This is a genomic window from Pseudonocardia sp. NPDC049635 (genome assembly GCF_040659795.1).
Lineage (GTDB): Bacteria > Actinomycetota > Actinomycetes > Mycobacteriales > Pseudonocardiaceae > Pseudonocardia.
The window spans coordinates 1-21,274 of record NZ_JBFAON010000022.1; the positions used below are offsets into that span (position 1 = coordinate 1).

20 protein-coding genes are annotated in these 21,274 nt (G+C 74.0%); 14 read left to right on the forward strand and 6 right to left on the reverse strand.

The features are described 5' to 3' along the window. Positions 1-169: 169 nt before the first annotated feature. Positions 170-1,444, reverse strand: a complete 1,275-nt coding sequence (locus tag AB0J24_RS22225) for an MFS transporter (protein WP_358684288.1) — start codon at positions 1,442-1,444, stop codon at positions 170-172. Between the two features lie 72 nt (positions 1,445-1,516). Here AB0J24_RS22225 and AB0J24_RS22230 point away from each other — a divergent pair, with 72 nt between their 5' ends. The 3 genes from AB0J24_RS22230 (at position 1,517) to sepH (ending at position 5,767) form a co-directional block, all read left to right on the forward strand. After that, positions 1,517-2,509, forward strand: coding sequence for a helix-turn-helix domain-containing protein (locus AB0J24_RS22230; protein ID WP_358684290.1), 993 nt, complete (start codon positions 1,517-1,519; stop codon positions 2,507-2,509). Between the two features lie 65 nt (positions 2,510-2,574). Next, positions 2,575-3,711, forward strand: coding sequence for a phosphoserine transaminase (gene serC, locus AB0J24_RS22235; RefSeq protein ID WP_358684292.1), 1,137 nt, complete (start codon positions 2,575-2,577; stop codon positions 3,709-3,711). Between the two features lie 337 nt (positions 3,712-4,048). Next, entirely contained in the window at positions 4,049-5,767 is a 1,719-nt protein-coding gene (gene sepH, locus AB0J24_RS22240) for a septation protein SepH (protein WP_358684294.1), read from the forward strand. A gap of 372 nt (positions 5,768-6,139) precedes the next feature. On the opposite strand, the gene AB0J24_RS22245 is transcribed toward sepH, so the two are convergent. Further along, on the reverse strand, positions 6,140-6,967 hold the full coding sequence (locus tag AB0J24_RS22245; protein WP_358684296.1) for an RNA methyltransferase: 828 nt from the start codon (positions 6,965-6,967) through the stop codon (positions 6,140-6,142). 150 nt (positions 6,968-7,117) lie between these two features. Between AB0J24_RS22245 and AB0J24_RS22250 the strand changes: the two genes are divergently transcribed. The 7 genes from AB0J24_RS22250 to AB0J24_RS22280 all read left to right on the forward strand — a co-directional run bounded on the left by AB0J24_RS22250 (position 7,118) and on the right by AB0J24_RS22280 (position 14,243). Beyond that, a complete protein-coding gene (locus tag AB0J24_RS22250; protein ID WP_358684298.1) occupies positions 7,118-8,605 on the forward strand; it encodes a glutamate--cysteine ligase in 1,488 nt (495 codons plus the stop codon). Positions 8,606-8,782: 177 nt separating this feature from the next. Then, positions 8,783-10,105, forward strand: coding sequence for a hypothetical protein (locus tag AB0J24_RS22255; protein WP_358684300.1), 1,323 nt, complete (start codon positions 8,783-8,785; stop codon positions 10,103-10,105). Next, positions 10,102-10,638, forward strand: coding sequence for a hypothetical protein (locus AB0J24_RS22260; protein ID WP_358684302.1), 537 nt, complete (start codon positions 10,102-10,104; stop codon positions 10,636-10,638). Before AB0J24_RS22255 ends, AB0J24_RS22260 begins: the two co-directional genes overlap by 4 nt. Next, positions 10,638-11,717: a hypothetical protein gene (locus tag AB0J24_RS22265; protein WP_358684304.1), complete on the forward strand. Its 1,080-nt coding sequence runs from the start codon at positions 10,638-10,640 to the stop codon at positions 11,715-11,717. The genes AB0J24_RS22260 and AB0J24_RS22265 overlap by 1 nt, the downstream gene beginning before the upstream one ends. Positions 11,718-11,837: 120 nt before the next feature. After that, complete coding sequence (locus AB0J24_RS22270) at positions 11,838-12,266, forward strand: hypothetical protein (RefSeq protein WP_358684306.1); 429 nt, start codon at positions 11,838-11,840, stop codon at positions 12,264-12,266. Between the two features lie 15 nt (positions 12,267-12,281). Continuing rightward, the gene (locus tag AB0J24_RS22275) at positions 12,282-13,235 is read left to right on the forward strand and encodes a glycoside hydrolase family 16 protein (RefSeq protein ID WP_358684308.1); all 954 of its coding nucleotides are present in this window, start codon (positions 12,282-12,284) and stop codon (positions 13,233-13,235) included. Positions 13,236-13,313: 78 nt separating this feature from the next. Further along, a complete protein-coding gene (locus tag AB0J24_RS22280; protein ID WP_358684310.1) occupies positions 13,314-14,243 on the forward strand; it encodes a glycoside hydrolase family 16 protein in 930 nt (309 codons plus the stop codon). 174 nt (positions 14,244-14,417) lie between these two features. Here the strand turns inward: AB0J24_RS22280 and AB0J24_RS22285 are convergent, their stop codons facing one another. Beyond that, positions 14,418-15,851: an NCS2 family permease gene (locus AB0J24_RS22285; RefSeq protein ID WP_358684312.1), complete on the reverse strand. Its 1,434-nt coding sequence runs from the start codon at positions 15,849-15,851 to the stop codon at positions 14,418-14,420. 65 nt (positions 15,852-15,916) lie between these two features. On the opposite strand from AB0J24_RS22285, the gene AB0J24_RS22290 reads away from it, so the two are divergent. Beyond that, positions 15,917-16,198, forward strand: a complete 282-nt coding sequence (locus tag AB0J24_RS22290; RefSeq protein ID WP_358684314.1) for a DUF2530 domain-containing protein — start codon at positions 15,917-15,919, stop codon at positions 16,196-16,198. Between the two features lie 22 nt (positions 16,199-16,220). Next, complete coding sequence (locus tag AB0J24_RS22295) at positions 16,221-16,961, forward strand: SDR family NAD(P)-dependent oxidoreductase (protein ID WP_358684316.1); 741 nt, start codon at positions 16,221-16,223, stop codon at positions 16,959-16,961. Positions 16,962-16,965: 4 nt separating this feature from the next. Here the strand turns inward: AB0J24_RS22295 and AB0J24_RS22300 are convergent, their stop codons facing one another. Then, positions 16,966-17,175, reverse strand: coding sequence for a hypothetical protein (locus AB0J24_RS22300; protein WP_358684318.1), 210 nt, complete (start codon positions 17,173-17,175; stop codon positions 16,966-16,968). 219 nt (positions 17,176-17,394) lie between these two features. Further along, positions 17,395-18,444 carry a UDP-N-acetylmuramate dehydrogenase gene (locus AB0J24_RS22305; protein ID WP_358684320.1) on the reverse strand — a complete coding sequence of 350 codons (1,050 nt, stop codon included), beginning with the start codon at positions 18,442-18,444 and terminating at the stop codon, positions 17,395-17,397. Between the two features lie 22 nt (positions 18,445-18,466). Here AB0J24_RS22305 and AB0J24_RS22310 point away from each other — a divergent pair, with 22 nt between their 5' ends. Next, complete coding sequence (locus AB0J24_RS22310; protein WP_358684322.1) at positions 18,467-18,964, forward strand: DUF2505 domain-containing protein; 498 nt, start codon at positions 18,467-18,469, stop codon at positions 18,962-18,964. Further along, positions 18,964-19,842, forward strand: a complete 879-nt coding sequence (gene purU, locus AB0J24_RS22315) for a formyltetrahydrofolate deformylase (protein ID WP_358684324.1) — start codon at positions 18,964-18,966, stop codon at positions 19,840-19,842. Before AB0J24_RS22310 ends, purU begins: the two co-directional genes overlap by 1 nt. Before the next feature lie 211 nt (positions 19,843-20,053). Here purU and AB0J24_RS22320 read toward each other — a convergent pair whose 3' ends face one another. Then, positions 20,054-20,974: a DUF559 domain-containing protein gene (locus AB0J24_RS22320; protein WP_358684326.1), complete on the reverse strand. Its 921-nt coding sequence runs from the start codon at positions 20,972-20,974 to the stop codon at positions 20,054-20,056. Between the last annotated feature and the right edge of the window lie 300 nt (positions 20,975-21,274).

The window sequence follows — 21,274 nt, forward strand, 5'->3', positions numbered from 1 at the left end:
GGGTGTCCAGCTGCACCGCAACGGGATCGACCCGGCCGACCCGGCCCCGGCGGCCCGGCCCCGTCGGGCCGTGCCGCGATGGTGCCGGGCGGGGTGACGAGCACCGTCGGCGGGGCCGCCGCGCAGGGGCCGACCGACCGACACGTGGTCCGCCGCCCGGCCCGGTCGCTCACACCGCGGCCGGCACCCGCCTGCGGATCGCGATCGAGAGCCCCGCCGCGACGAGGCACAGCACCGCCCCGCCGTACCAGGCCGCGTCGTAGCTGCCCAGTGCGTCCCGCACCAGTCCGGCGCCGAGTGCCGCGACGGCCGCACCCACCTGGTGCGCGGCGAAGATCCACCCGAACACCACGGCCGACCGGCCCCCGAACTCGGCCCTGGCCAGCGCCATCGTCGGCGGCACCGTGGCCACCCAGTCCAGCCCGTAGAACACGACGAACGCGAGCATGCTGGCGTTCAGGTCGGTCCCGAACAGCACGGGCAGCGCGAACAGCGACACCCCACGCAGCGTGTAGTACGCGGCGAGCAGCACCCGCGGATCGAAGCGGTCGGTCAGCCAGCCCGACAGAACCGTCCCGACCAGGTCGAACACGCCGACGACGGCGAGCAGCGATGCGGCCGTCGTGGCCGGCATCCCGTGGTCGTGCGCGGCCGGCACGAAATGCGCTTGGACCAGGCCTGCGGTCGTCGCCCCGCAGATGAAGAAGCCCGCGAACAGCAGCCAGAACGTCCGGTTCCGCGATGCCTCGACCAGCGACCGCACCGCCAGCGCGGCGGCACCGGTGCGCTGCGCGGGCACGACGTCGGTCTCGGCGCCGCCGTAGGGCAGCTCACCGACGTCGGACGGCCGGTCGCGCAGCAGCACCAGCACCACCGGCACGACGGCCAGTGCCGCGACCGCCGTGACCAGCGCCGCGGGTCGCCAGCCGGCCGCCTCGACGATCACCGCCACCAGCGGCAGGAACACCAGCTGCCCGGTCGCCGACGCCGCGGTGAGGATCCCGGACACCAGGCCGCGGCGGGCGACGAACCAGCGGTTCACCACGGTCGCGACCAGCGCGAGGGCCATCGAGCCGGTACCCAGCCCGACGATCACGCCCCACAGCAGCACCAGCTGCCACACCTGCGTCATGAACACGGTGCTCGCGGCGCCAGCGGCGACCAGGAGCAGTGCGACGGTCACCACCCGGCGCACCCCGAAGCGTTCCATCAGCGCGGCCGCGAACGGGGCGGTCAGCCCGAACAGGGCCAGGTTCACCGCGATCGCGAACGAGATCGCCCCGATCGACCAGCCGAACTCGGCGTGCAGCGGCTCGACCAGCACCCCGGGCGTCGACCGGAACCCGGCCGCGCCGAGCAGCGCGAGGAACGTCGCCGCGGCGACCCACCAGGCCGGGTGCACCCGGCGTGTCCGCCCCGCCGCACGCGGGGATGCCTCCGTCATGCCGGCCAGCCTGCGCCGCCCCGGGCCGATCATGACAGTGGCAGGAAAGACGGCATGTGCAAAAATTCGGCCATGTCCGTCCCACCCCATCGGGTCGGGGTGCTCGCCGTCGACGGGGTGATCACCTTCGAGCTGGCGATCCCGGAACGCATCCTCGGCACCACGACCCGCGCCGACGGCACCCCGCTCTACGAGGTGCGCGTCGGATCGGTCGACGCCGGTCCGGTCCGCACCAGCTCCGGCTACCGGCTGCAGCCCGAACACGGCACCGAGGTGCTGGAGCGGGCGCAGACACTCGTCGTCCCGGCGGTCGCCGGACCGCACGCGCCCGGACCCGCCGGCGGCCCCGAGCGCGAGCACGACCCACGGGTACTCGATCTGCTGCGCCGGGCCGCCGGCCGCAAGCGGATCGTCGGGATCTGCACCGGCGCCTACACCCTCGCCGAGGCAGGGTTGCTCGACGGCCGGCGGGCGACCACGCACTGGGCGCACGCCGCCCGGTTCAGGCGCCGATTCCCGCAGGTGCGGCTCGATCCGGACGTCCTGTTCGTCGACGACGGGGACCTTCTCACCTCCGCAGGCGTCGCCGCCGGGATCGACCTGTGCCTGCACCTGGTGCGTCGCGACCACGGGGTGGAGGTCGCCGCCGCCACCGCGCGCCGCAACGTCGTCGCGCCGTGGCGGGAGGGTGGGCAGGCCCAGTTCGTCGAGCACCACGCCCCCGAGGAGTCGGGCACCGACACCGCGGCCGTGCGCCGGTGGGCACTCGAACACCTCGACCGCTCCCCCGGGGTCGACGAGCTGGCCGCGCGGGCGTCGATGAGCGTGCGCACCTTCACCCGTCGGTTCCGCGCCGAGACCGGCACCAGCCCGGGGCGCTGGCTCGCCGCGCAGCGGCTGGACCGGGTGCGCAGGCTGCTGGAGAGCACCGACCTGCCGGTCGAGCAGATCGCGGCGCGCACCGGGTTCGGCACGACGGCAGCGCTGCGGCACCGTCTGCACACCGAGATCGGGATGGCCCCGCTGGCGTACCGGCGCGCGCACCGGCCACCGCCGACGGGTTGAGCGGCGGATGTGGCCCGGCACACCGTCACCGCTGCGGGGCCGAACGGTGCTGCGACACTGGCACCGTGACCTCTCCTGCCGACCTGAAGATCCCTGTCGATCTCCTGCCGTCGGACGGCCGCTTCGGATGCGGTCCGTCCAAGGTCCGCCCGGAGCAGCTCTCCGCGTTGGCCGCCACCGGTGACTCCCTGCTGGGCACGTCGCACCGGCAGAAGCCGGTGAAGAACCTGGTGGGACGCGTGCGGTCCGGGCTCTCCGAGCTCTTCTCGCTGCCCGAGGGTTACCAGGTGGTCCTCGGCAACGGCGGTTCCACCGCGTTCTGGGACGCCGCCGCCTTCGGCCTGGTCCGGCAACGCTCGCTGCACCTGACCTACGGCGAGTTCTCGCAGAAGTTCGCCGACACGACGAGCGGGGCGCCGTTCCTGGCCGACCCGGTGGTCGTGTCGGCCGAGCCGGGTACCGCCCCCGACCCGGTGAGCGACCCGTCCGTGGACGCGATCGCGTGGGCGCACAACGAGACCTCGACCGGTGTCGCGGTGCCGGTGCGGCGTCCCGCGGACGCGACCGAGGACCAGCTGGTGCTGATCGACGCGACCTCGGGTGCCGGCGGCCTGCCGGTCGACGTCTCGCAGTCCGACGTCTACTACTTCGCGCCGCAGAAGGGCTTCGCCTCCGACGGTGGGCTGTTCATCGCCCTGATGAGCCCGCGCGCACTGGAGCGGGTCGCGGAGCTGAAGTCGGCCCGGGACCGCTGGATCCCGCCGTTCCTGTCGCTGGCCACCGCCGTCGACAACTCCGGGAAGGACCAGACCTACAACACCCCGGCCGTGGCGACGTTGTTCCTGCTCGCCGAGCAGATCGACTGGCTGCACGGCCTGGGCGGGCTGGACGGCGCCGTGGCGCGCACCCGCGACTCGTCCACGCGGTTGTACTCGTGGGCCGAGAAGAGCGCCTTCGCGACGCCGTTCGTGGCCGATCCGGCGCACCGCAGCCAGGTCGTCGGCACGATCGACCTCGACGCCGCCGTGGACGCCGCCGCGGTCGCCGCCGCACTGCGGGCCAACGGGATCGTCGACACCGAACCGTACCGCAAGCTGGGCCGCAACCAGCTCCGCATCGGCATGTTCCCGGCGGTCGAGCCGGCCGACGTCTCGGCGCTGACCGCGAGCATCGACTGGGTCGTGGAGCAGCTCGGCTCCTGACCGGTCATCCAGCCCGCCGACGGCCGGGTCCCGCAACCGCGCGGGGCCCGGCCGTCGCGCGTTCCCCGGCCGGTGTCCCGGTGGGGTTGCTCGAGGCCCCCGACCCGTTTCCTGATCGATAGATACTCGTTGTAGTCACATGAGTAACATGCGCCCCAGTTGCATCGTGCGTCACGTCACGTGAAAGTCTGCGCACGGTGAGTGAGACCGGCTCACCAGCTGCTCTACCAGGTGCGTGTCGTCGACCAGGCGGAACTCGCCCGGCGCGCCTCACCCGGCTCGCAGCTGCAGGCATCTACCGTCACCCGGACGGGGACGACAGCAGGAGGACTGATCCATGCGTGCGTTGCGGGTCGTGGGGGTGACCGGGGACGGCTCGGTCGTCCTCGAGGACCCGGGGCGCCGCGAGCGCTACACGGTGCCGGCCGACGAGCAGCTGCGCGCTGCCGCACGTGGTGACGTGACCCGGCTCGGCCAGATCGCGATCGAGTTGGAGAGCCAGTTGCGCCCACGGGAGATCCAGGCCCGAATCCGGGGCGGCGCGTCGGTCGACGAGGTCGCCGCCGCCGCGGGCGTCCCGACCCAGAAGATCGAGCGGTTCGCCTACCCGGTCCTCCTCGAGCGCTCGCGCACCGCCGAACTCGCGCAGAGCGCGCACCCGCAGCGGGCCGACGGCCCCGACTCGCGCACGCTCGGTGAGACCGTCGCGCACACCTTCGGGCTGCGCGGCCAGGACTTCACCGCTGCCGGCTGGGACTCCTGGAAGGGCGAGGACGGCAAGTGGGTCATCGCCCTGACCTGGCAGACCGGCCGGTCCGACAACGCAGCGCACTGGTCGTTCCAGCCGGGAGCGCACGGGGGCACCGTCGCTCCGCTGGACGAGCACGCCTCCGATCTCATCGAAGGGCTCCCGGCGCGGCCGCTGCGCCCGCTCGGCTCGGTCGTCGACATGGCCCGTGAGGACGACCCCGCCCCGGACCACACCGCCGACGCCGCCCCCGCACGCGCCGTCGCGGGCGGCCAGGCCCGCCCACCGGCCGACTCCTGGGCCGGTCGCGGGATCGCCCCCGAGCAGCGGCGGTCCAGCCCACCGCCGCGACCGCGGGTCGAGGGCCCCACGCGGAACGCGACCCGCTCCGACGAGAGCAGGGCGCCCGCTGCGGCAGCCCCGGTGATCCCGCGGGTCGAGCCGGCCGACGGCCGCCCCGCCACGGCGACCGACGAGAGCCCCGCCGTCGGCACGGAAACCGGCACGACCGGCACCGACATCCCGGTCGCCACACCGGGCAGCCCGGCCGCAGCGGGCACCGAGCAGCGTCGCACGGTCGCGGAGAGCAGCGGTCACCCCGCCGGGGCGGGCGGCCCGGCGGACCCGGTGATCGACGATGGTGGCAACCGGGCCCCGGACAGCGGCGACGAAGGCCCGGTCGCGAGCGGCGGTGTCGCCGCCGAGCACGGTGCGCCGACCGCTGGCGCAGCGTCGAACGGTGCCGCCACGGGCGAGGCGACCACCAGTGGGACGTCGGCCACCGGTCCCGCAGGAACCGTCGGTACAGCAGCCGACGCCGAGGCACCCGGTAGCGCAGCGGCCGGCGGCGCACCAGCCGACCGGGCACCAACCGGTGGCACAGCGGCCGACGGTGCAACGGCGGACGGTGCCGCACCCGATCGAGCAACGGCCGGCAGCGCAGCGGCCGACGGTGCGGCAGCCGATCGTGCAGCGGCCGACGCAGCGACCGAGGTGACCGCTGACAGTTCCTCGGCGGCCGGTGACCCGCCGGCGACCGACACCGCCACCGGTACCGGCGCGGCCGCCGCCGACCGGCCTGCGGTCTCCCACGACGCGACGGGCGACGACGCACCGCCCGCGGACCCGCAGCCGCAGCCGAGCGGCTCGGACCGGAACGCCGAGACCCCGGACCAGCAGGACTCCCCCGGCGGCGGCGCCGACTCACCGTCCCGTCAGCGCAGCGCGGCCTCGCGGCGGACCAAGAAGGGCAAGCCGGTCATGCCGTCGTGGGACGAGGTCCTCCTCGGCGTCCGCGGCCAGCGCTGAGCGCTCCGCGCGCGATCACGTCGCCCGCACCGGATCTGCTGCCGGGCGAACGCAACGAGCCCGTGCGGACTATCGGCGAACCCGTGCGGGTTCGGCGGCGCATGGCGAGTATGCGGGGCCGGGACGCACCACGGTGAGCGGGGCCGCGGTGAGCGGGGCCGCGGTAGCCGGGCCGGGCGAGCGGGGCGCGAGGAGCGGGCCACGAAGAGCGGGCCGCCGTAACCGGGCTGCGGTAAGCCGGACCGCGGTAACTGGGCTGCGGTAACCGGGGCCCGCTCACCGCAGCTGCGGTGAGCGGGGTTGCAACGACCGGCGGCGGTGGCCGGGATGGGGCAGCGCACGGCTTCCGGTCGTGGCGGCGGCGCCGGGAGTTCAACCGGCGGTGACGGCATGGAAGGCGACGGCGGCGGCGGTGGCGACGTTCAGCGAGTCCACCCCGGAGGCCATCGGGATCCGGACCCGCCGGTCCGCAGCCGCGAGCGCTTCGACGGTGAGGCCGGGCCCCTCGGCCCCGAGCAGTAGCGCCACCCGCCTCCCGGCCAGCCCGGCGCTCGCCAGTGGCTCGGCGTCCGCCGCCGGGGTCAGCGCCACGACCGTGTAACCATTGTCACGAAGCGTGTCGAGCGACGCGGGCCAGATACCCCCCAGTCGGGTGAACGGTACGCGCAGGACATGCCCCATGGACACCCGGACGCTGCGCCGATAGAGCGGGTCGGAACAGCCGGGGCCGAGCAGGACCCCGTCCACCCCCAGCGCGGCCGCATTGCGGAACAGTGAACCGAGGTTCTCGTGATCCCCGACCCCCTCACACACCGCGATGGTGCGGGCCTCCCCGCGCAGCAGCTCCACCGGGTCCGGCTCCCGGGTCCGGTCGGCGACCGCGAGAACACCGCGATTGAGGTGGAAACCGACCGCCCGGGCCATCGTGTCGGCGTCGGTGGAGTAGGCCGGTACGTCCACCCGGGCGAGCTCCTCGGACAGCTCCGCAAGTCGTCGCGGCACCCCGAGCAGCGACCGGACCGGGTAGGGCGACTCAAGCAGTCGCCGGACGACCACGACTCCCTCCGCGATCACGAACCCACGACCACCGGGCCGATCCGGGCGCCGGTCGGCGGTCGTGAGGTCGCGGAAGTCGTCGATCCTGGGGTCGTCCGGGCTGTCAACCGGCGTGAGGATGGCCACGACAGCCGATCGTCCCATGTCACTGACCGTTCACCGCGCCTGGTCGCCCGGTCAGCCGGTACCGCCCGGTCCGGCGATATGTCACCGTGTAGTGCCTCTCCCTGCGAGACCGGGCCTGGTCCGGGAGGGTGAGGAGGCGCTCCCCGTTCGATGGAGGTCGGTTCACGCATGGGTCAGGTGGTCGACCGGACGACGTTCACCCGGCGCGACCGCCAGCGATACCGGATCAAGGTGCAGCGCTGCCTGGACTCCCTGGCAGACATGCTCCGCACGTACCCCTTCCCCGAGACCGAGCCGATGACAGGGGTGGAGGTCGAGTTCAATCTCGTCGATCCGGAGCTGGCGCCGTCGCTGAACGGTCACGACGTCCTGGAAACGATCAACAGGGGTGAGTGGCAGACCGAGCTCGGTCGCTGGAACCTCGAACTGAACCTGCCACCACGCCCGCTGCCGGGTGACCAGTGGCGCCAGCTCGAACACGAGCTGCTGGACCTGCTCGCCGGCGCCGGCGCCAAGGCGGGCGACCTGCGCACCCAGCTTGTCATGATCGGGATCCTGCCGACTCTCGATCCGGGCCACATGGTCGGGGAGTCGATCACCGCGGACGACCGCTACCAGGCACTGAACGACCAGATGCTCAACGCCCGGGGCGAGCCGATCCGGATCGACATCGCAGGCTGCGACCCCGACGAGCGGGTCAACGCCGACTTCGACACGATCATCCCGGAGGCCGCCTGCACATCGTTGCAGCTGCACCTGCAGGTGGCGCCGTCGGAGTTCGCCCGCTACTGGAACGCCGCCCAGTGCCTGGCCGGGGTCCAGCTCGGCCTCGGCGCGAACTCGCCGTTCCTGCTCGGCTCCCAGTTGTGGGCGGAGACCCGGATCCCGCTGTTCGAGCAGTCCTGCGACGTCCGCACCCCCGAGTTCCACAACCAGGGTGTACGGCCCCGGGTCTGGTTCGGCGAGCGCTGGATCGATTCAGTCCTCGATCTCTTCTCCGAGAACGCCCGCTACTTCCCCGCCCTGATGCCACTGACCACCGACATCGACCCGGTTGCCCAGATGCGCGACCACGGTTTCCCCGAACTGCCCGAACTGACCCTGCACAACGGCACCATCTGGCGCTGGAACCGGCCGATCTACGACAGCACGGGGCGCACCCCGCACGTCCGGCTGGAGAACCGGGTGCTCCCGGCCGGCCCGACCACCGTCGACATGGTGGCGAACGCGCTCTTCTTCTACGGACTGCTGCGCACGCTCGTCGAGTCCGACAAGGAGCTGTGGCGGTCGGTGTCGTTCGAGGCGGCCCGGGAGAACTTCCAGACCGCCGCCCGGCACGGTATGCAGGCTCCCCTCTACTGGCCGGGCACCGGCTGGATCAACCCGGACGAGCTGGCCCTGCGCAAGCTGATCCCGCTCGCGCACGAGGGGCTGGCCCGCTGGGGGGTCAGCGAGGCCGTGTGCGACCGGTACCTGACGGTGCTGGAGCGGCGTTGCGTCACCCGGCAGACCGGGGCGTCCTGGCAGCTCAAGACCGTCGCGGCGCTGGAGGCCCGTGGCGCCGACCGGTTCACCGCGCTGCACGGGATGCTGCAGCGCTACCTCCCCCATTCCGCCGCCAACGAGCCGGTGCACACCTGGGAGATCCCCGCCTGATCCCGGGCCGGACATCCCGGCCCACTTCGCCATCGCGAAGGCCCTCCGCCGAATCGTCCCGGCGTCGGGCGCACGTTCCTACCGTCCCCCCTCGCGCGACCGTCCGGGCGCGCGAGGAGGTCGCAACGCCATGTCCGTGCAGCAGCCGCCCGACCCCGCCCACCGGTGACGCGGCCGATGTCACCGTTCCGCATGTTCGGCCGGTCCCGCCCGCTCGACGACGGGCCCGATCCCTGGCTCGACGATCCGCCACCGCTCCGCGGCCGTCCCGGCCCGCTGCCCCAGGACCATCCCGCGACCACGGCTGCCCGTCCCGTGCTGTGGACCCCCCACCGGCCCCCTCAGGACCCACCAGCCGCCCCGGAACCGGTCACCGACCCGTTCGGGTTCCCGGCCGTCGCGGCCCGGTCCGCCGGACCTGCCGGAGCGGGATCCGGGCCACCCGCGGAACCGGCCCGCGATCCGCTGTCCGCGTTCATCGCGCCCGGCCCGGCAGCCGTCTCCGCGGACGGAGCGCGGTTCGCCCCACCGAGCCCACCCACGGCGCCCACGGTCCTCAGCGCGCAGCGAACCGCGCCCGCCCCACCGGACATCACGCCGACCGGTGACTCCACCCCCGGCGGGGCCCGGCCGGGTGGATCGACGACACCCCCCGGCTGCGGCGCCGCCCGCACCCCATCGACCGTGTCCGTTGCCGCACCGGCCGCCGCGGACGGTGCGGACGGCAAGGAGGCGTCCCCCCGTGCAACAGCCGACGCCCCTCCCGCCCCGGCCCGGCACACGGACACCGAGTCCCCGTCCCAGTCCCCGTCCGAGCCCACGACCACGACCGCGACGAGTGGCGACGCCCGATCCGGCACGGCGCCCTCCGCGGCGGGCGAGGCTCCCTCCGGTGCCGACCGGGCGGGCCGTACCTCCGATCCGGGGGCCGGCACCGATCCGGGCACCGCCGGGCCCGTGACGGAACCGGCGCCCGGCACGGTGGAGCGCCAGACGCCGGACGGCGCGGACCCCCGGCTCGCGATCGACCCCGCCGCGGCGGCCGCGTTGGCCGGCGCGTTCGCGGTCGACCTGCTGTCCTGGGACGAGGACGATCCGGCCCGGCGTGCCCGTGCGCTCGGCGCCCACCTGGCGAGCCCCGAGGACGCTGCTCTGCTGGGCTGGACCGGCACCGGCCGGCAGCGCGCCGACCTGGTGCTGCCCGGCCGCGTCCGGCACGACGGCGGGCGGGTGCAGGTCGACGTCCGGGTCCGGGTCGTGCCGTACCGCCGCGTCGACTCCCGCACCTCGGCCGCCCCCGAGCCGGAGACCGAACTCGGTGAACCGGCCGCCGCGCCCGCCCCGTCGGCCCGGGGCTGGCGCGGACTCGCCGCCCGCTGGGTGCGGATCGAGGTGACCGTCGCCCGGCAGGATGATCGGCTCGTCGTCGACGCGGGCCCGGCCGCGCCACCCGGTCCGCGCGTCCCGAGCCCGCACGACCTGGCCGGACGGCCGCGGTGACCGGAGTGCGGCGCATCCCGGCGATCGGCGGACTCGCCGGCGGCGTCGGCACGACGACGGTCGCGCGCGCACTGCGGGCGCACGATCTCGGCGTCGTCCGCGGGGCGGAGCTCCTGCCGGACGTGCTGCTGTGCCGGGACACGGTGGCCGGGCTCGCCGCCGCAGCCCGGGTCGCGCCCGACCCGGGCCCCGGTGCACCGGTGCTGGCGCTGCACCCGGGATGGACCGGCCCCGACGGGTTCGACGCGGGCGCCGCGGGCACCGGATGGGCGGCCGTCGTCGCACTGCCCGCGGTGCCCGGCTGGGCCCGATCCGGCGATCCCTGGTCGGACGCCGCAACGGTACTGGTCCGGTCCGCACCGTCCGCCGCGGTCCGCCGGTACGCCGAGGCGCTCGGCCGGATCGTCGCCGCACTGACCGCCGGGGGCCGGCTCGCGCGACCGCTCGTCAGCGGCTGGCCCGGGGGCCTGCGCCCGTTGCGCGGCGCCGTGCCGCTCCCCCGCACCGGGCCCGGTGACCCGTGCGACCGCTGATGCTCGTGCCCGCCCTGCTCGCGGCGCTGCTGATCCAGGCCCCGGCCGGCGCCGCCGAACCACCGGAGCCCTCGGACATCGAGACCGGACGCCTCCCGGAGGCGGCCCGGCAGCACCTGCCGCTCGTCACCGAACTGACCACCGAGGGCTGCCCGGAGCTGCCGCCCGCATGGGTCGTCGCACAGGTGCAGGCCGAGTCCGGCTGGGACCCGGCACTGCGGACCGGTCCCGCGGTGGGGCTGCTCCAGGTGTCGGAGCGGACCTGGACCGCAGCGGGCGGGGCGCCCTGGCCGGACCCCGCGCTCACCGACCCCGCAGCACACCTGCGCACCGTCGTGCCGTGGTTGTGCGCCACCCTGCGGGCCGCCGCCGGGCACCTGGCGACCACACCGAAGCAGGTCACGGTGCTCGACGCGATGCTGGTCTGTCACGTCGCGGGTTGCCGGCGGGTCACCGGTTCGGCGTCCGGCATACCCGTCGCCGGTGAGGCAGATTGTTCGCAGGCCTGCGCGTCCGCGATCCGCCGCTACCTCGACGCGGTGCACGACCTGGTCGCCGACTACTCGGCCGGCACCCCGGCCGCTCCCCCGGCCGCCGCGGCACCCGCCGATCCCGCCTCGGCACCGGCCCCGGCCTGGACGGGCGGCCCGACGCCGTGCCGCGAGCCCGACCCCGTCCGCACCGACGGCTGTCTCACCGGGGCCGCCGCGCACGGCCTCGCCGCGGTCCGGGCGGCCTTCGATCCGGTGATCGACACCGTCGGCTGCTGGGACGAGCACCGCCACAACCCCCGCTCCGACCACCCGAAGGGACGCGCATGCGACCTGTTCACCGGCCCGGCCGGGCGCTTCCCGGAGGGCGCGGACCTGGAGGACGGGTGGCGGATCACGCACTGGCTCGCCGCCAACGCGGAGCCGCTGCGGATCCGCTACCTGATCTGGCAGGGCCGCTACTGGGACCCGACCGTGCGCGACGACGGCACCGGCTGGGGGCGTCGCTACACCGGCGGCGGGGTCTACGACACCTCCGACGCGACCGGCGGGCACTACGACCACATCCACATCAGTTTCGCGGAGTGACACCGGTCCTGCTCGGCGCGGTGCTGCTCGTCCCGGTGGTGGTCATGCTGTTCGTCGTCGTGCCCGGTGGTGGTCCACCACCGGGTGGCGTGCTGAGCGCCGACGACCGGTCCGCGCTCGGTGATCCCGGCCCGGAGCGAGGCCCGGAGCCTCCCGTTCCCGCGGTGCTGCCCGCCGCGCCGGAGGTCGGTCGCCCGCGCCTATCTGGTGGCCGCGCACGGTGCCGGGCCCGACGCTGCGGGGCGGACCCGCCGCGACGCCGCCGGGTACGCCGTCCCGGGGGGACCCGGGTTCCCGATGCTCGATCCGCCGGGTGCCGGGGAGCGCCGGATCGCCGTGGTCGAGGCGCTCGAACCGGCCGGGAGCGACCCGGCGCGCGGACGGCGCGCGTTCGTCGCCGAGGTCCGGACGTCGACCGCGGCGCTGGGCACCGCACCGCGTACCGAGCGGTGGCGGACCCGGGTCGTGCTGCAGCGCGACGCCGCGGGCCGCTGGCTGGTCACCGCCGACACACCGATCACCCCCGACACGCCCGATGTGGGCGACTGACCCGAGGAGCGGGCGATGAACGCCGGCGAGCTGGAAGAGCTGATCACTACCCTGGTCGCGAAGGGGGTGACGGTGTTGTTGCTGGTCCTCGGCCCCGGCGGCGAGCTGGTCGGGGTGACACCCGGCGGCACCGGTACGACGGCCCCGCCGGGCATCTCCGAGCAGGTCACCGAACCGGGGGGCGCCCCGGCGCGGGATGCCGCGGGCGATCGTGCCGAGGACCCGGCACCATCGGGGGATGAGGTCACCCACGACGAGGAACCCGGCGGAGCGGGCGACCGGCCCGGCCGCGCGACGGGCAGCGGGACGGACAACGCGGTGAGCGGAGCAGAGGGCAGCACCGCCGCCGAGCGACACGGCTGGGGGGAGCCCGTCCGCGTCGACGACTTCGACGACCTCTCCGGCTGGAACATCTACGACGGCCCCGGCCACGCCGGCAACGGCCGCCGCACCCCGGACGCGGTGAGCGTCGCCGACGGCATCCTCACGATCACCGGTGACAGCGAGGGCAACACCGCCGGGATGGCGTGGACCGACGGCAGCCAGCGCTACGGCCGCTGGGAGGGCCGGGTACGGGCGCCGGCGTCCGACCCGTCGTACAACGCGCTGCTGCTGCTCTGGCCGACCGCGGAGAACTTCCCGGTCGGCGGCGAGATCGACTTCATGGAGATGATGGACCCGTCCCGCCAGACGACCAACATCTTCGTGCACTACGGGCCGGACAACTCCCAGATCGACGGTTCGGTCGAGATCGACGGCACCGAATGGCGCAACTGGGCGGTCGAGTGGACCCCGGACCGGATCACCGCCTACGTCGACGGCGAGCAGTGGTTCGAGACGACCGACCCGACGGTCCAGCCACCGGGCCCGATGCACCTGTGCATCCAGCTGGACTGGTTCCCGAAGGGCGGTTCGGTGCGGGAGTCGAGGATGGAGGTCGACTGGGTCCGGCAGTACACCCTCGACTGACTCTGCGCACCGGCTCTCAGCGTGGCCACAGGCCGGCCTCCCTAGCGTGTTGCGGGTCGGCACGAGAAGGAGGACGGCGTGCAGCAGGAGGCACCCGAGCGGGCGCGGCGCCGCACGCCGGATCCCGAGGCGCCCGACCGGCGCCGGTGGCCGACCGTCCTCGGTGCGCTGCTGGCGGTGGGCGCGCTGGCCGGGGTGGTCGGTGTGGCCGCGTCGGTCGACCTGACCGGTGACTCCGACCGGGACACCCCGTCCGCGGCCGCTCCGGCACCCGCGGACTCCCCCGGTGGGATGCACGACCAGGAGCGACCGGACCAGGTCGCCGCGCTGGACCCGGCGTCGCGCTCCGCGGCCGAGGCCGGGGTCCGGCACGGCTGGCGGATGGTCGCCGGTGACGAGTTCGACGGCACCGAGCTCGACCTGACCCGGTGGGCCCCCTACACCGGGCAGACCACCGGTGGTGTCGGCAGGCACCTGGCCGAGAACCTGTCGGTGCGTGACGGGCGGCTGCTGCTCACCAGCCGCGGTCTGACGTCGGCCGGACTGCACTGGAAGGGCGGCATGCAGTACGGCCGCTGGGAGATCCGGGCCAAGACCAACCCGGGCACCGGCTACGGCGACGTCGCGCTGCTCTGGCCGGTCGCCGAGGACTGGCCGGTCGGCGGTGAGCTGAACTTCATGGAGATCCCGAAGGGCGACCGCTCCGAGACGCACACGATCGTCCACTACGGCGAGGACAACAGCCAGGTCGGCAAGACGATCACCGGTGACTTCACCGAGTGGCACAACTACGCCGTCGAGTGGCTGCCGGACCGGGTCGTGTTCTACATCGACGGCGTCGAGGTCTTCCGGACGATGGACCCCGACCACATCCCGCCGCGCCCGATGCACCTGGCCATGCAGCAGGACATCGGCCCGTACGGCAAGGACTGGATCCCGCCGCTCGACGAGACCTCCCCCGACGAACTCGACTTCGAGGTGGACTGGGTGCGCATCTACGCACCCTGACCGGCTGAGCACCGTCCTCGCTCGGCGGCGGGACGGTGTGACTGGGGAAAGAAGGAGGCCCCGGCTCCGATCGGAGCCGGGGCCTCCTCCTGTCCCGAACTGACGCGCCGCTCCCACCACGAAGCGACGAGATCAAGTTAGCCCAGCCTAGCCTTACCGCGCAAGTGCGGGTTCTCAGCCGAGCAGCTCCCGCAACGGTCCCACGCCGAAGTACCCGACGAACAGCACCGCGACCACCCACATCAGCGGATGCACCTGACGGGCCCGGCCGGTCAGCGCGGCGAGCACCACGTAGGAGACGAAACCGGCACCGATGCCGTTCGCGATCGAGTACGTGAACGGCATGACGACGACGGTGAGGAACACCGGGATCGCCGTCCGCAGGTCGTCCAGCTCGACCGCGGTGATCTGCCGGAACATCAGCGCACCCACCACGACGAGCGCCGGCGCTGCGGCCTCCACCGGCACGATCGCGTAGAGCGGGGTGAAGAACATGGCCAGCAGGAAGAGCAGGCCGGTCAGCACGTTCGCCAGCCCGGTCCGGGCGCCCTCGGCTATACCGGCCGCGGACTCCACGAACAGCGTGTTCGACGACGACGAGGCCGCACCACCGGCGACCGCACCCACCCCCTCGACGACCAGCGCCTTGCCGACGTTCGGCAGCTTGCCCTGCTCGTCGTTGAGCCCGGCCTGCCTGCCGAGCCCGGTCAGCGTCCCCATCGCGTCGAAGAAGTTCGCCAGCACCAGGGTGAAGATCAGCAGGACGACGGTGATGATGTCCAGCCGGGCGAAGGCGCCGAAGGACACCTGGCCGACCAGCGACAGGTCCGGGACCCCGACGATCTGGGACGGCAGCTCCGGCACGGCCAGCGACCAGCCGCCCGGGTTGTCCGGCCCGCCCGGACCGACCTGTGCCAGTGCCTCGACGACGATCGCGATGATCGTGTTGAGCACGACGCCGATCAGGATCCCGGCCCGCACGCCGCGCGCGACCAGGACGCCGACGATCAGCAGGCCGAGCACGAACACGAAGGTCGGCCAGGACGCGATCGAGCCGTCGATGCCGAGCCCGACCGGCACGGTCGTGCCGGCCTCGTCGGGCAGCCGGCGCACGAAGCCGGAGTCGACCAGCCCGATCATCGCGATGAACGCGCCGATGCCGACCGCGATCGCCGTCTTCAGCTCGGTGGGCACGGCGTTGAAGACCGCCGTGCGGAAACCGGTGACGGCGAGGATCACGATGATGAGGCCGTTGATGACGACCAGCCCCATCGCCTCCGGCCAGCTCATCAGCGGGGCGATGGTGACGGCCAGCAGGGTGTTGATCCCCAGCCCGGTGGCGATCGCGAACGGGTAGTTCGCGAGCACGCCGAAGAGGATCGTCATCACCCCGGCGACCAGGGCCGTCACGGCGGCGACCTGGGCCAGCGGCAGGATGCCGCCGAGCGCGTCGGTCTTGGCCGACGGGTCGGCCGCGGTGACGCTGCCGAGGATCAGCGGGTTGAGGACGATGATGTAGGCCATCGCCATGAAGGTGACGAGTCCCCCGCGCAGCTCCCGGGAGATCGTGGACCCGCGCTCGGACACGCGGAAGTAGCGCTCGATCACGGCGACACCCTAGACGCGGCGCAACGCTGCGCCCTCCGGCGGTGCAGGTCGTTAGGCTGCACCGTGTGACGGCCCCACGCGACGGCGACCCGCCGCCCCCTCCGGCGTTGCCGTCCCGGTTCTACGAGTCACCGCCGGTGATCGTCGGCGGGATGATCGTCTGGGCGGTCGCCGCGGGGATCGCCCTCTGCACCGGCTTCCTGACCGGCAGCGGCCCGGGTGAGGTCTTCTGGACGTGCATCGCCGGACTGGGCGTCGGCCTGTTCGGTGCGCTCGTGTTCACCGCGCAGCGGGCCGCAGCCCGCCGGGGGGACCGCTCCGCGCAGCGCGGGGTCGAGCCGGACTGAGCCGGCCGCATAGGCTCGGGGCATGACCGCCGAGCAGAAGACCGCTGTCGTCACCGGCGCCTCCTCCGGGATCGGGGCCGCCACCGCACGCGCCCTCGGGAAGGCCGGGTTCCACGTCGTCCTCGGTGCTCGCCGGGTCGAGCGCTGCCAGCAGATCGCCGACGAGATCGGCGGCACCGCGCTGCCGCTCGACGTCACCGACACCGACTCGGTCCGGGCCTTCGACGAGGCCGTGCCCGAGGCCGCCGTCCTGGTCAACAACGCGGGCGGCGCCAAGGGCCTCGACCCGGTGGAGCGGGCCGACGAGGAGCAGTGGCGCTGGATGTGGGAGACCAACGTGCTGGGGACGCTGCGGGTGACGAAGGCGTTCCTGCCGAAGCTGCGCGCCTCCGGCGACGGGCACATCATCACCGTGACCTCGGTCGCCGCGCTCGACTGGTACGACAACGGAGCCGGCTACACGGGTGCGAAGCACGCCCAGGCGATGCTGCACCGGACGCTGCGCGGCGAGCTGCTCGGCGAGCCGATCCGGATCACCGAGATCGCACCGGGGCTGGTCGAGACCGAGTTCTCCGAGGTGCGCTTCGGCGGCGACGCCGACAGGGCCGCGAAGGTCTACGAGGGCCTCACCCCGCTGACCGCCGACGACGTGGCCGACACCATTGTCTTCGCGGCGACCCGGCCGTCGCACGTCAACCTGGACCAGATCGTGCTCAAGCCGCGCGACCAGGCGTCCGCCACCCGGACGCACCGGCGGCGCTGACGCTCTACAGCGTCTCCTCGGACCGGCGGCGCTGCTCCGCATCGTCGGCCGGCTCGTCACCGGTGGCGGCGCCCGCGATCCGCTCCTCGGACTCGCGCAGGATCTCCTCGGCACCGTCCCGGTCCGGCGCGCCGGTGCCCTCCTCCTCCGGGAGCGGGGTGGCGCGGGTCTCGGCGTGCTCGGCCGGGACGTCGGGATTCTGCGGAGCGTTCATACCCGCCCGTACCCGTTCCCGCCCGGTTTCTCACGGGTCCGGACCGGAACCGTTCGGGTCCGGATCGGGGCCGTTCCAGGGCCGTTCAGGTCCGGACCGGGACCGTTCAGTGCCGTTCAGTGCCGTTCAGTGCCGCTCAGGGGCCGCTCAGGGCCGTTCAGTGCCGCTCAGGGCCGTTCAGGTCCGGATCGGAACCGTTCGGGGCCCGCTCGGGGCGGTTCAGAGCGCGCAGCCGACCAGCACGGGCTCCGGGCGCAGCTCGACCCCGAACCGGGCGGCCACCCCGTCGCGGACCTCACGGGCCAGGGCGAGCAGGTCCGCCGTCGTCCCACCACCGCGGTGGGTGAGAGCCAGCACGTGCCGGGTGGACAGCGACACCCGGCCGCCCGGGCCGGCGTGACCGCGGGTGAACCCGGCCTGCTGGATCAGCCCGGCGGCGGACAGCTTGACCCGCCCTTCCCCGGCCGGCCAGGCGGCGAGCCCGTCGACCGCGGGTGCCTCGGCGACCTCCAGGACCGGGTTGGTGAAGAACGACCCGGCCGACCAGGTGTCGTGATCCGCGGCGTCGAGCACCATTCCCTTGCCACGGCGCAGCGCCAGCACCGCGTCGCGGGCCGCACCCGGGTCGACCCGCGTCTCCGGCTCGACACCGAGGGTGCGGGCCAGCTCGGCGTAGCGGATCGGGGCGGAACGGCCGTCGGCGCGCAGCGCGAACCGGGCCCGCAGCACGATCGCGTCGTCGTTGCCCTTCAGCACGCTGGTCCGGTAGCCGAGCCCGAGCGCGGAGGCAGGCACGTGCTCGCGGACGGCGCGGGCACGGCGGTCGTACAGATCGACGTCGAGGAGCAGGTCGGCGACCTCGACACCGTAGGCACCGACGTTCTGCACCGGGGTGGCACCGGCCCGGCCCGGGATGCCGGACAGGCATTCGAGCCCACCGAACCCGTCGGCGACGGTGGCCGCTACCACGTCGTCCCAGTCCTCACCGGCCTCGACGGTCAGCACCACCGAGCCGTCGCGACGGTCGTAGGAGAGCCCGCGCCCGGCGAGCAGCACCGCGGTGCCGTCGAAGCCGTCGTCGGCCACCACCAGGTTGGAGCCGCCACCGACCAGCAGCACCCGCTCCCCCGCGGCGTCCGCGGACCCGACCGCGTCCACCACCTCCGCCGCACCCTCGGCGCGCACGATCCGGGCGGCCGGCCCGCCCAGCCGCAGCGTCGTGTGCGCGCTCAGCCGGGGATCGGTGGTCGTCGAGGCGGGGGAGCTCACCGGTCAACGGTAACCTGCGCGCATGCCGCGCTCGCTCGACTACCGCGCCACCTCCGTGCACCCGGCGGAGAAGGTCTACGCCGCGATGGTGGACCGTGAGCTGCTGGAGCAGCAACTGAAGCATCTCGGAGGCCCCGGAGCGGCGATCACCGCCTACGAGACCGAGCCGGGCGGCGTCCGGTACACGCTGCGGCACGGCATCGCCGCCACGGACCTGCCCTCGGTGGTCACGTCGTTCATCCCCGGCGGCGACCTGAAGATCGACCGCACCGAGCACTGGCGGTCCGGTGCGACCGGGCGCTACGACGGCACCGGGTCGGTCGAGGTCGTCGGGACGCCGGCGACGGCCCGGTCGGTGATGCGGATCGTCGACGTCGAAGGGGGTTCCGAGGTGGTCATCCGGGCCGAGGTGACCGTTCGGGTGCCGCTGCTCGGCTCGCGGATCGAGGAGGCAGTGGCCGGGCAGATCGAGAAGCTGCTCGCCGCCGAGACCGAGTTCACCCTGAGGCAGATCTCCTGATGAGCGAGCGCCGCTACGTCATCACGCTGTCCTGCCCGGACCGCACCGGGATCGTCGCGCGGATCGCGTCGTTCCTCGCCGACCTGGGCGCGTCCATCACCGAGGCGGCCTACCACGCCGACGTCGAGGCCGGGGTGTTCGCCACCCGCCAGGTCGTCGACGCCGCGTCCGTCCCCTGCGACGTCGACGAGCTCCGCTCGCTGTTCGCCCCGGTCGCCGCCGAGCTCGGCGGGGAGCACCGGATCTCCGACACCGGGACGCGCAAGCGCGCCGTGCTCCTGGTGACGCGCGACCAGCACTGCCTGCACGACCTGCTCGGGCGCGTGTGGACCGGCGAGCTGCCGGTGGAGATCACCCGCGTGATCGGTAACCACGCATCGCTGGAGCCGATCGTGACCGCGCACGGGGTGCCGTTCCACCACGTGCCGTTCCCCGCCGCCGGTGATCGGTTCCGCGAGCAGGGCAAGGTCACCGCGTTCGAGGAGATCCGCAAGCTGGTCGACGCGGACGACCCGGACGCGATCGTGCTGGCCCGCTTCATGCAGATCCTGCCCGCACACCTGTGCGAAGCGTGGGCCGGGCGGGCGATCAACATTCACCACAGCTTCCTGCCCTCGTTCGCCGGGGCCCGGCCCTACCACCAGGCGCACCGGCGCGGGGTGAAGCTGATCGGCGCGACCTGCCACTACGCGACCGCCGACCTGGACGCCGGCCCGATCATCGAGCAGGACGTCACCCGGGTCGACCACGGTGACACCGCCGCCGACATGGTGCGCCGCGGCCGTGACATCGAACGGCTGGTGCTGGCCCGCGGCTTGCGCTGGCACCTGGAGGACCGCGTGCTGATCCAGGGCAACCGGACGGTCGTCTTCCGCTGAGCCGGCCCGGCCTGGCCTGGCCTGGCCCGGCCCGCGCCCCACCCGGTGCGCCGCGCGTGCAGCGGCCCGCCGTGCCCCGCCGCGTGCCACGCCCCGCCGTGCCCCGCCGCGCTCCACCGTGCCGCGGCCCCGCCCGTGCCCCGCGCCCCGCCGAGCCCCACCGAGCCGCGCCCCACCGCGGGCCTGCGCCTTCCGGACACCGAGATGCAGCTCAGCGGGAATTGTTGATCTTTCTTGCCCGCTGAGCTGCATCTCGGTGTGCTGCTCGGAGCCCCTGACACACCTCCGCGACGATCCGGCCCGGGGCGCGGCGCATGTCGTCGGCGGTGTAGCGCAGCACCCGCCATCCCTGGGCGACGAGCCGGGTGTGACGCCGTGCGTCGGCCCGGGCCGCGTCGGGTGTGGCGAAGTGGCCACCGCCGTCGTACTCGATACCCAGCAGCGCCCCCGGATAGGCGAGGTCCAGCCAGAGGATCTGGTTGTGCTCGTCCACGACCGGATGCTGCACCACCGGCCGGGACAACCCGGCCCGCACCAGGATCAACCGGAGCCGGGTCTCGGGTGGCGAGCCGGAGCGGGCGTCGGCCCAGCGCACGGCCTCGGTGACCTTCCGCACACCGCGCAGGCCCGGACGGTAAGTGGCGAGCTCCCGCAGCCGACCCTGGTCGAACGCACCGCGGGCCAGCGCGTCCACGGCGACGACGCCCTCGACGGCCGGGAGTCGCCGGGCGAGATCGAACGCCGTCCGTAGCCGGTTGGTCGTCCGGACGCCGCCGATCTCGGTGATGTCGTCCGGGTGCAGCAGGTCGCGCCGGACCCGGACGACGCCCGCGCGGGTCCGCGGCCCGGCCCGGACAGCGGTCACGGCAACCTCGGCGGGTGCGTTGCGCGGTGCGCACGAGGCGCCGAGCAGCTCGGCTGCCGAGTACCCACAGAGGATCGCACCGGGGCCGGCCCAGGCGTACGCGGCGAGCGACCGGAGCCGCAGATCGGGCGGGCACACTTCGGCCCGGACGTAGGTGTCGGGCAGCAGCCGGGTGAACTGCGGTCCGCGCAACAGGTCGGGGGTGACCAGGCCCGATGCCGTCGCCACCGTCCCTCGGAACACCTCGGGGAGGTCGGGATCCGTCATCGACGAACGGTGGCGCACCGTGCGGTCCCGCCGCAGCCGAACTCCGGCAGACCGGTCCCGATCGCGAACCTCCCCGCCGGGCGCACCGCCGCCCCACCACGCGTCGAGTTGCAGCTCAGCGGGCCGGAAAGATCAACAATTCCCGCTGTGCTGCAACTCGACGGGCCGCGGGGCCGGGCACGGGCGGGGTGCACGGGGGCAGGCACGCGCCGGGTCGGGCGGGATGCACGGGGGCAAGTACGCGCCGGGTCGGGCGAGGTGCACCGGAGCCGGGCGCAGCGGGGCAGTGCCGGGGCCGGG

Bases quoted from the DNA above. Each gene is read 5' to 3' on its own strand.
- AB0J24_RS22225 (WP_358684288.1), bottom strand. From the start codon at position 1,444: ATGACGGAGGCATCCCCGCGTGCGGCGGGGCGGACACGCCGGGTGCAC.
- AB0J24_RS22230 (WP_358684290.1), top strand. From the start codon at position 1,517: ATGTCCGTCCCACCCCATCGGGTCGGGGTGCTCGCCGTCGACGGGGTG.
- sepH (WP_358684294.1), top strand. From the start codon at position 4,049: ATGCGTGCGTTGCGGGTCGTGGGGGTGACCGGGGACGGCTCGGTCGTC.
- AB0J24_RS22245 (WP_358684296.1), bottom strand. From the start codon at position 6,967: ATGGGACGATCGGCTGTCGTGGCCATCCTCACGCCGGTTGACAGCCCG.
- AB0J24_RS22250 (WP_358684298.1), top strand. From the start codon at position 7,118: ATGGGTCAGGTGGTCGACCGGACGACGTTCACCCGGCGCGACCGCCAG.
- AB0J24_RS22255 (WP_358684300.1), top strand. From the start codon at position 8,783: ATGTCACCGTTCCGCATGTTCGGCCGGTCCCGCCCGCTCGACGACGGG.
- AB0J24_RS22265 (WP_358684304.1), top strand. From the start codon at position 10,638: ATGCTCGTGCCCGCCCTGCTCGCGGCGCTGCTGATCCAGGCCCCGGCC.
- AB0J24_RS22275 (WP_358684308.1), top strand. From the start codon at position 12,282: ATGAACGCCGGCGAGCTGGAAGAGCTGATCACTACCCTGGTCGCGAAG.
- AB0J24_RS22295 (WP_358684316.1), top strand. From the start codon at position 16,221: ATGACCGCCGAGCAGAAGACCGCTGTCGTCACCGGCGCCTCCTCCGGG.
- AB0J24_RS22300 (WP_358684318.1), bottom strand. From the start codon at position 17,175: ATGAACGCTCCGCAGAATCCCGACGTCCCGGCCGAGCACGCCGAGACC.
- AB0J24_RS22310 (WP_358684322.1), top strand. From the start codon at position 18,467: ATGCCGCGCTCGCTCGACTACCGCGCCACCTCCGTGCACCCGGCGGAG.
- purU (WP_358684324.1), top strand. From the start codon at position 18,964: ATGAGCGAGCGCCGCTACGTCATCACGCTGTCCTGCCCGGACCGCACC.
- AB0J24_RS22320 (WP_358684326.1), bottom strand. From the start codon at position 20,974: ATGACGGATCCCGACCTCCCCGAGGTGTTCCGAGGGACGGTGGCGACG.